Annotated in this window: 10 protein-coding genes; 6 read left to right on the top strand and 4 right to left on the bottom strand. The window is 61.2% G+C overall.

What is annotated here, in order from left to right; translation table 11 throughout:
- Positions 1 to 74: 74 nt before the first annotated feature.
- The gene (gene pdxR / locus AACY50_RS27015; protein WP_339508452.1) at positions 75 to 1,508 is read right to left on the bottom strand and encodes a MocR-like pyridoxine biosynthesis transcription factor PdxR; all 1,434 of its coding nucleotides are present in this window, start codon (positions 1,506 to 1,508) and stop codon (positions 75 to 77) included.
- A 228-nt stretch (positions 1,509 to 1,736) separates the two neighbouring features.
- On the opposite strand from pdxR, the gene AACY50_RS27020 reads away from it, so the two are divergent.
- Entirely contained in the window at positions 1,737 to 2,177 is a 441-nt protein-coding gene (locus tag AACY50_RS27020; RefSeq protein WP_339539608.1) for a carboxymuconolactone decarboxylase family protein, read from the top strand.
- A 7-nt stretch (positions 2,178 to 2,184) separates the two neighbouring features.
- Here the strand turns inward: AACY50_RS27020 and AACY50_RS27025 are convergent, their stop codons facing one another.
- On the bottom strand, positions 2,185 to 2,499 hold the full coding sequence (locus tag AACY50_RS27025) for a hypothetical protein (RefSeq protein WP_339539610.1): 315 nt from the start codon (positions 2,497 to 2,499) through the stop codon (positions 2,185 to 2,187).
- Between the two features lie 207 nt (positions 2,500 to 2,706).
- Here AACY50_RS27025 and AACY50_RS27030 point away from each other — a divergent pair, with 207 nt between their 5' ends.
- The 3 genes from AACY50_RS27030 to AACY50_RS27040 are packed head-to-tail and all read left to right on the top strand — an operon-like array spanning position 2,707 to position 4,890.
- The gene (locus AACY50_RS27030; protein ID WP_339434163.1) at positions 2,707 to 3,372 is read left to right on the top strand and encodes a secretin and TonB N-terminal domain-containing protein; all 666 of its coding nucleotides are present in this window, start codon (positions 2,707 to 2,709) and stop codon (positions 3,370 to 3,372) included.
- On the top strand, positions 3,369 to 3,920 hold the full coding sequence (locus tag AACY50_RS27035) for an RNA polymerase sigma factor (RefSeq protein ID WP_339434164.1): 552 nt from the start codon (positions 3,369 to 3,371) through the stop codon (positions 3,918 to 3,920). The genes AACY50_RS27030 and AACY50_RS27035 overlap by 4 nt, the downstream gene beginning before the upstream one ends.
- Before the next feature lie 31 nt (positions 3,921 to 3,951).
- Complete coding sequence (locus tag AACY50_RS27040) at positions 3,952 to 4,890, top strand: FecR family protein (protein WP_339539612.1); 939 nt, start codon at positions 3,952 to 3,954, stop codon at positions 4,888 to 4,890.
- A 479-nt stretch (positions 4,891 to 5,369) separates the two neighbouring features.
- Here the strand turns inward: AACY50_RS27040 and AACY50_RS27045 are convergent, their stop codons facing one another.
- Positions 5,370 to 5,978, bottom strand: coding sequence for a prepilin-type N-terminal cleavage/methylation domain-containing protein (locus AACY50_RS27045; RefSeq protein ID WP_339539614.1), 609 nt, complete (start codon positions 5,976 to 5,978; stop codon positions 5,370 to 5,372).
- Positions 5,975 to 6,421: a type II secretion system minor pseudopilin GspH gene (gene gspH, locus AACY50_RS27050; protein WP_339466368.1), complete on the bottom strand. Its 447-nt coding sequence runs from the start codon at positions 6,419 to 6,421 to the stop codon at positions 5,975 to 5,977. The genes AACY50_RS27045 and gspH overlap by 4 nt, the downstream gene beginning before the upstream one ends.
- 120 nt (positions 6,422 to 6,541) lie before the next feature.
- On the opposite strand from gspH, the gene AACY50_RS27055 reads away from it, so the two are divergent.
- Positions 6,542 to 6,973, top strand: a complete 432-nt coding sequence (locus tag AACY50_RS27055) for a type II secretion system protein N (protein WP_339466369.1) — start codon at positions 6,542 to 6,544, stop codon at positions 6,971 to 6,973.
- 254 nt (positions 6,974 to 7,227) lie between these two features.
- A partial coding sequence (locus AACY50_RS27060) for an AAA family ATPase (protein WP_339539377.1) occupies positions 7,228 to 7,347 on the top strand: 120 nt, incomplete at its 3' end.

Raw genomic sequence — 7,347 nt, forward strand, 5'->3', positions numbered from 1 at the left:
ACGCCTGTGCAGAATAGGCCGGCACCTCGCTATCACCAATAACCAATCGGCGGTTAATCGGTTAGGCCAATCAATCAAGCCACTTGCTGGAGTATGTCGCGCAGGCGATCGAGGGCGATATCGATGTCCAGGGTTTCGATGGCGCCGAAGCCAAAGTACAAACCGTTTTTCGGCGCTTGCTGATGATAGAAACCGTTGATCGAGTACAGGCCCACTTCAACCTTTTTCGCCAGTTCGATCACCAGCGGCAGGTCGATCGGCCGTTTGCAGAACGCCGCCATGTGGAACCCGGCGCTGGGTGGCACCGCCTCAAGCCACGGCGACAGATCGCTGGCCATGCGCGCCAGAATCCGTTCGCGGCGCTGGGCGTAAATCGTGTGGCAGCGGCGGATATGCTTGAGCAGGCAACCCTCGGCGATGAACTTGGCCAGCGCCCATTGCGGCAGGGTAGAGGCGTGCAGGTCGGTGAGTTGTTTGGCGCGGATCACCGCTTCGAGGATCGCTGGCGGCAGAATCGCATAACCCAGGCGCAGCTCTGGCAGCAGGGTCTTGGAGAAGGTGCCGACATAGGCGACGATGCCGCGCTGGTCGAGGCTGAACAGTGAGTCGGTGGGCCGACCTTCGTAGCGAAACTCACTGTCGTAGTCGTCTTCGATGATGATTGCGCCCAGCTCATAGGCGCGGGCCAGCAAGGCTTCGCGCCGCGCCGGACTCATCGGCATGCTCAGGGGAAACTGGTGCGAGGGCGTGACGTAGATCAGCCTCGTGCCCTCGGGAATTTGCTCAACCACAATGCCTTCGTCATCCACGGGCACGCCGACCACATCCGCGCCGTGGGTGCCGAACAGCAAGCGCGCCGGCGGGTAGCCCGGGTCTTCCATCGCGACCCGACTGCCGGGGCTGATCAACACGCGGGTGATCAGGTCCAGCGCCTGTTGCGCGCCGTTGCACACCACGATGTCTTCGTCCTGGCAGTTCACCCCGCGAGAAAACGCGATGTGCCGGGCAATCGCATTGCGCAACGCCGGCAAACCTTCGGGCACGCTGTAGAAGCCTTTTGAACCGGCCATCTGGCGCATCGCATGAGAGACACAGCGGCGCCAGTCGTCATGGGGAAACTGGCCCTTGCTGGCGGCGCCACCGATGAAGTCGTAGCGCAGCGAACCCTCCAGCGTCGGGTGGCGCAGGAACACCGGCAGATTGCGCCAGCGCTCGATCACCTCGGCGCTGGCCAGCTCGGTGTGGCTTTGCTTGCGTTGGACCTGCGCCGGGCGTGCGTTGACGTAGGTGCCTTTACCGATCACGCCGGTGAGGAAGTTTTCGTAGGTCAACTGCGCGTAAGTGTCGGAAATGGTCTTGCGCGAGATCCCCAGTTGCTCGGCCAGCAAGCGGCTGGGCGGCAATTGTGTGCCAGCGGCCAGACGCCCGGATTCGATGGCGTCGCGCAGTTGCTGATACAACTGACCGGCCAGATCCTTGCGGCCGTTGATCACAACGTGAAGTTCCATACCGACGAGGCTCCCGAGGCTATTTGGCGTGCCCGCCAGATTACCGCTGTTGCGTGGTCGGCAATAGTTGCGCAGCACAAAAACCCGAAATTGGTCACCGCTCCCACAAGGGGGATTTGTGTGTGGCCGGGATTTCAGTGGTGTAGCGATATTCCGTGGAATTGGGGCTGTAACGCCGGCAGCTCTGCGCTTACCGTGAACTCATCATTGCGCTTCCCGAGACCTGCCATGCCCCCGCGCCTGGACTACTACAACGCTTCGCCCAAAGCGATGAAAGCGATGATTGCCATGGAGGCGCTGACCGCCAGCCTCAGCATCGAGCAGCCACTGCTGCAACTGATCCGGATCCGCGCCTCGCAGCTCAATGGCTGCGCGTTCTGCACCGACATGCATTCGGTAGACGCACGGCGGGCCGGGGAGAGTGATCGGCGCTTGTACGCGATTGCAGTGTGGCGCGACAGCGGGTTTTTCAATCCTCGCGAACGCGCGGCGCTGGGCTGGGCCGAAGCGGTGACGCTGCTCGCCGAAAGCCATGTGCCGGATGACGTTTATCAGCAGGCACGCGAGCAGTTCAACGAAGCCGAAATGGTCGACCTGACCATCGCCGTAACCACCATCAACAGTTGGAATCGCCTCGCAGTGAGTTTTCGCCAGACGCCCAGCGACTGAAACGTTTTCAATTCGTTGGTCGTTGCGGTTTTACCGACGAGCCAAAGGTATTGCCCATGCGCGTGCTGGTGCCGGCGGGCGTCGCCAATCCCATCTGATTGGGTGGCCGCTTGTTCACCGGCACATTCAACGCCTCACGGTTTTTCTCGGCGGCCGCGGCGCCTTCAGGGTTGTTGCCCATCTGCTGGGTCAGGCAATCGTAATTCGGTGCCTTGTAGCCGCCGACCGCGACCTCTACGCAGCCCAGCGGTTGCTCGGCCTGGGCGTTGACCAATGCGCTCAGCAACAGCCCGCCAAGGGTGATCCTCCAGAGTGTTTTCATGCCTGCCTCCTGGCCAGCCCGAAGGGGCTGCTCTGGTGCTTGAGTCTAGTGCAAGGCCGATACAAAACCCGTGATGGTTTTTTTGCAGCGCCCGTCACACCAGATTCATAAACAGCCCTCAGGATGACGAATTTCAGGGATACGTCAGCCGTGCAGCGAGGCAGTTCCAGGGGCGGTCTTCAGCGTTCAACGAGGCTTGTACGCCGGATGTGTCTGGGGTGGCTGCTTGGCTGTGCGGCGAGCCACGCAATGGCCGACGCGGTGCCGGCGGACCTGCGCATGACGCTGCACATTCCGGCGCAGGATCTGGCTCGGGCACTGGATCAATACAGCCACGCCACGGGCGTTGCGGTGCTGGTCGACAGCCAGTTGAGTCGAGGCAGACGTTCGCTGGCGGTTGAGGGTCAGTACACCGCCGCTGATGCCTTGCGTCGTTTGCTCGGCGGCAGCGGCTTGATGGCGCGCTATGCCCGTGATGATGCGTTCACCTTGCAGGTGGCACAGGTCGAGGACGTGCCATCGACCGGGGACAAGCCATCGCCCGCCAGCATCGCGGTCAACCGCAGTTACGCCACGGCGGTACAAGCGGCGATCGAGCGCAACCTGTGCCGTTCACCGCTGACCCGTCCGGGCGGTTATCGCGCGGTGTTGCAGGTCTGGGTCGGGCGCGATGGCGTGGTGCAACACAACCGGTTGGTCACCTCCACCGGCGATGTACGGCGCGATACCGCGCTGGTAGAAAGTTTTCGCAGTCTCAGGATCGACCGGCCGACGCCCAGCGCCTTGCGTCAGCCGGTCACGTTGCTGTTGTTACCGCAGTCGTCAGGGAAACGCATGGAATGCACCAAATGGGAAGGAGTTTCCGGGGGATGAAAGACACCGGACAAGGTTCGATGGTCCAACTGTTCCTGACCTCTTACGAGGATTTTCGGGTGCGCCTGCGTCGGCGTCTGGGCTCAGAGGATCTGGCTAACGACGTGCTGCACGAAACTTACCTGCGCGTCGACCGCATGGAGCCGCCGCCGAACCTCTTGCGGCCCAACGCCTACCTGTATCGCATGGCCCTGAACATCGCTGCGGACCGGCGCCAGGCCGACGCGCGTTTGCTCACCGGAAGCGAAGTCGAAGAGTTGCTGCAAATCGGCGACGAGGCGCTCGATCCGGCACGGGTGGTGGGCGGGCAAAAGGAAATCCAGTCGCTGCTCAGCGCGTTGTACGAACTGCCGGCGCGGCGCCGCAAGATCTTCATTGCCGCGCGCCTGGAGGAGGCTCCCCACCTGGAAATTTCCCAGCGTTTCGGCATTTCCACGCGCATGGTGGAGAAGGAAATCAAAGCCGCACTGGGGCATTGCGCTGCAAAACTGGAAAGAAAAGTGTTTCAGCGGTTCGGTCGCGGGGCCGGAAAACCGTCTTCTGAATAGTGCCCGATCAATTCGTTGAGAATCTGCGCGTTTGAACATCTTTCGACTGACACCTGCCGAGCCATCGGCGGCCGAGAAACTGCACAGCGAAGCCCGCGACTGGCTGGTCCTGCTGACCTCCGGCCGCGCCACCGTGGCCGACGCCCGCGCCTTGCGCCAATGGTGTGCCCAGAGCGCCGAACATGCGCAGGCTTTCGAGCAGGCCAAGGTGTTGTGGCACAACCTACAACCCGCCGTGGAGCAAATGCAGGCGCCACGCCGTTTCGGTCGCCGTGCCTTTCTCGGCGGTGCGGTTGCCGCATCGGCGGCGTTCCTGCTGGTACGTGGGACGATTCCCGGTGGCTTCGAAGGGCTGGGTGCCGACTACATCACCGAAGTCGGCCAACAGCGGCGCTTCGAACCGACGCAGGGTGTGAGCCTGGAACTGAACACGCAGACCCGCATCAATCAGCGTTCCGTGGATGACGGCGTGCAAGGTTTTGAACTGGTCAGTGGTGAAGTCGAAGTGCAGACCGCGCGGTTACCGTTGGCGATGCAGGCGGGGGGCGGGTGGTTGCGGGCCAGTCAGGCGCGATTCAATCTGCGCAATACCGATCAGCAGGTGTGTGTGACTTGCATTGAGGGTGCTGTGGAAGTAGACGTTGAAGGGCGCAGTTTGCGTCTGGAGCCGGGGCAGCAAGTGACCTATGACGCGGGGCAGGTTGGCGCGGTACAGAACGTTGACACGGCGGCGGTGATGAATTGGCGGCAGCAGGTGTTGGTGTTTAATGGGGCGACCCTGAGCCAGATGATTGATGAGATTAATCGCTATCGGCCGGGGATGCTTTTGCTGCTCAACCGTGAGCTTGGACAGCGTCGAGTGCAGGCGCGGTTTAGCCTTGATCAACTGGCGGGTGTGGCGTTGTTGATTCGCGATGCCTACGGCGTCAAATGCACTGAGTTGCCCGGGGGGGTCGTCGTTCTCAGCTAGTGGGGGCGGTGGACATTGTTTGGCTTCGCCAAACGGTCGCTGCGCTCCCACCCCCGGATCAATCCCGGAACGAAGCCTGCCGACGGGCGCTTTAAGATCAAAAGCGGTACTCGAGCTAACGCTCATTGTGTTGAGTGGGGCGGCATGCGCCGCGTGGGGGCTGTACTCAATTCTTTCTGGGAGCCTGCCAGCGATGGCGGCCTGACAGCCGACCAATTTGTAACTGACCAATCGCACTGTGGAGCCAGCCAACCAGTCTCCAGCTGACCTCACCCAATCCCACTGTGGGAGCGGGCTTGCTCGCGAAGGCGGCCTGCCAGCCACCAGACTTTGGCAGGTACACCCGATCCCAATGTGAGCTGCCGAAGGCGCGGGCCGCGTTCGGACGATCTTTTGATCTTGCTTCTGAAAAATAAAATCAAAAGACCACAGCCTGCGGCAGCTCCAGGGTGGACGGGGCAGGGGATCTCAGGCGTTTGTCAGTCCAGCGGCCCAATCAGCTGCCGATATTTCTCCACCCCCTGCGGCGTCTGCCGATTCAACCGAATCTCCAGCCCTTGCGGATCCTCGCGCCGATTACCACTCAATTGCCGCCAGCCCTTATCCGTTTCCCATACCCGAATCTGTGCATCGCTCACATCGTTCAGCACAGCAACCCCGTCAGTAGGTGCCGGCAACGGATACCGACTGCGCGCCGCCGCCACCGCCCGATACAGCGTGTCGCCCTTGACCCACCACCGCACCCGCTGCAACGCCCCCGGCTGATCCGCCGCCGTACGAATGATGTCCAGGCGAAAGCCCTTGTTGTCACTGCTGCGCACAGTAATCGCGGGCGGGGCGCTGGGCGGCTCGTCGTCCACACCGACTTTCTTCGGCTCAGTCAATTCAATGCCCGCGCGCATGTCCACATCCCGCTGCAACTGATTCAGCGCCCGCAACAGGCTGTCACTCTGCTCACTGCTGGCCTGCAAATGGCTGTCAGCCCGCGTCACGCTGTCGAGCCCACGCCAGGCAATCAAACTCACCACCGCCATCAGCAGAATCGCGACCATCACCTCAATCAGGGTGAAACCTTGTTGGTCTTTCATTGCACGCTGATCCGGCCGGCGACATCGCGCAGGACACTCAACTGATTGGCGCCATCGGACAACGTCAGTTGCAGCGGCGGATTGATCCACTCAGCGTTGAGCACGACTTTCTGTTTCGGCTCGACCCGCACCTGCACCTTCGGGCTCTGCCACGGCCGCGGGCGCAGTTGTGCATCGTCATTGAAATGCTCGAAACCCTTGCCGTTGTCGCTGCGCCGACTAAACCGAAAACCCTTGGCATCACTGACCCAAACAATCGGCCGGCCATCAGCGCGGGCCTCGGCCTGCGCCACCTGCAGCAACTGCGCCACACGCTCGGCGTCCTTGCGCAGCAATTGCAGCGGATCGGGCTTGATGCTCAGGCTGATCGCCGCACTGGCGATACCGATGATCACCAGCACCACCATCAACTCGATCAGGGTAAAGCCCTGTTGCCTGTTCATCGATTGCGCGCTCCTTTGCGTTGAGGATCATCCTGCACCGCCAACATGTAAGGCGTGTGAAATAAAACCGAGAGAATTGCCGCGTAGTCTGTGGGCAGGGACTAAAAGGAGATTCAGCCCATGATGTTCACCGCACGCTTTTCCCCACCGCAAATGGTCCAGGCCGCGGCACTGCTCGCCGCGCTGGTTGGCGTGGCGACGTGGTCGTCGCTGCTGCTGACCACCGCCGAATCCCACACCCCGCCGGCAGCCCCGCAATTGCTCGCGGTGCGCAGTGACAGCCCGGCGTTGCAGTGGTTTTCCAATCAAACGGCGCCGGTGGACATCAAGGTGAGTGGGGTGATGGCGAGTAGTCGGGGGGCGGTGGCGATACTGAGCCTGAACGATGGGCCGCCGCGTAGTTTTCTGCAGGGGGAGACGGTTGGGCCTGGGGTGAAGTTGGTGGCGGTGGAGGGGGATGGGGTGGTGATTGAGCAGGGGGGGGAGAGGGTGCGGTTGGGGGTGGAGAGGTTGGTGGAAGGGCCCGTGTTACCGAAGCTAACGAGGCCCTGAATTGTATGGGTTTAGTGGGCAATTTTTGCCGTTTAGTCAGGTGTCAGTTCAAGCATCTGTGCAAAAAATGAACTGGCAAGCAAAGTATTCGTTGTTGATTTCGACCAGAAACAGGTCGTCGTGAATTCCCGCTTTCGGCCAATACCGGACGTTCATGACGACCGCTTCCGCCCCAAAGCTGACAGTGGACGATCTGCAGTTGCTTCGACGCTTTTCAATGAGCATCATCAGTACTCGACAAGGAGATGTCCCCCATGACTCAACCAATGCTTCATTTGATGTCAGGCAAGATTGCATCCGGCAAATCGACGCTGGCCAAGTCCTTGGCATCTGAACGGTCGGCTATTCTGATGAGTGAGGATTATTGGCTTTCA

This window comes from Pseudomonas sp. RA_15y_Pfl2_54, assembly GCF_963971015.1.
Taxonomy (GTDB): Bacteria; Pseudomonadota; Gammaproteobacteria; order Pseudomonadales; family Pseudomonadaceae; genus Aquipseudomonas; species Aquipseudomonas baetica_A.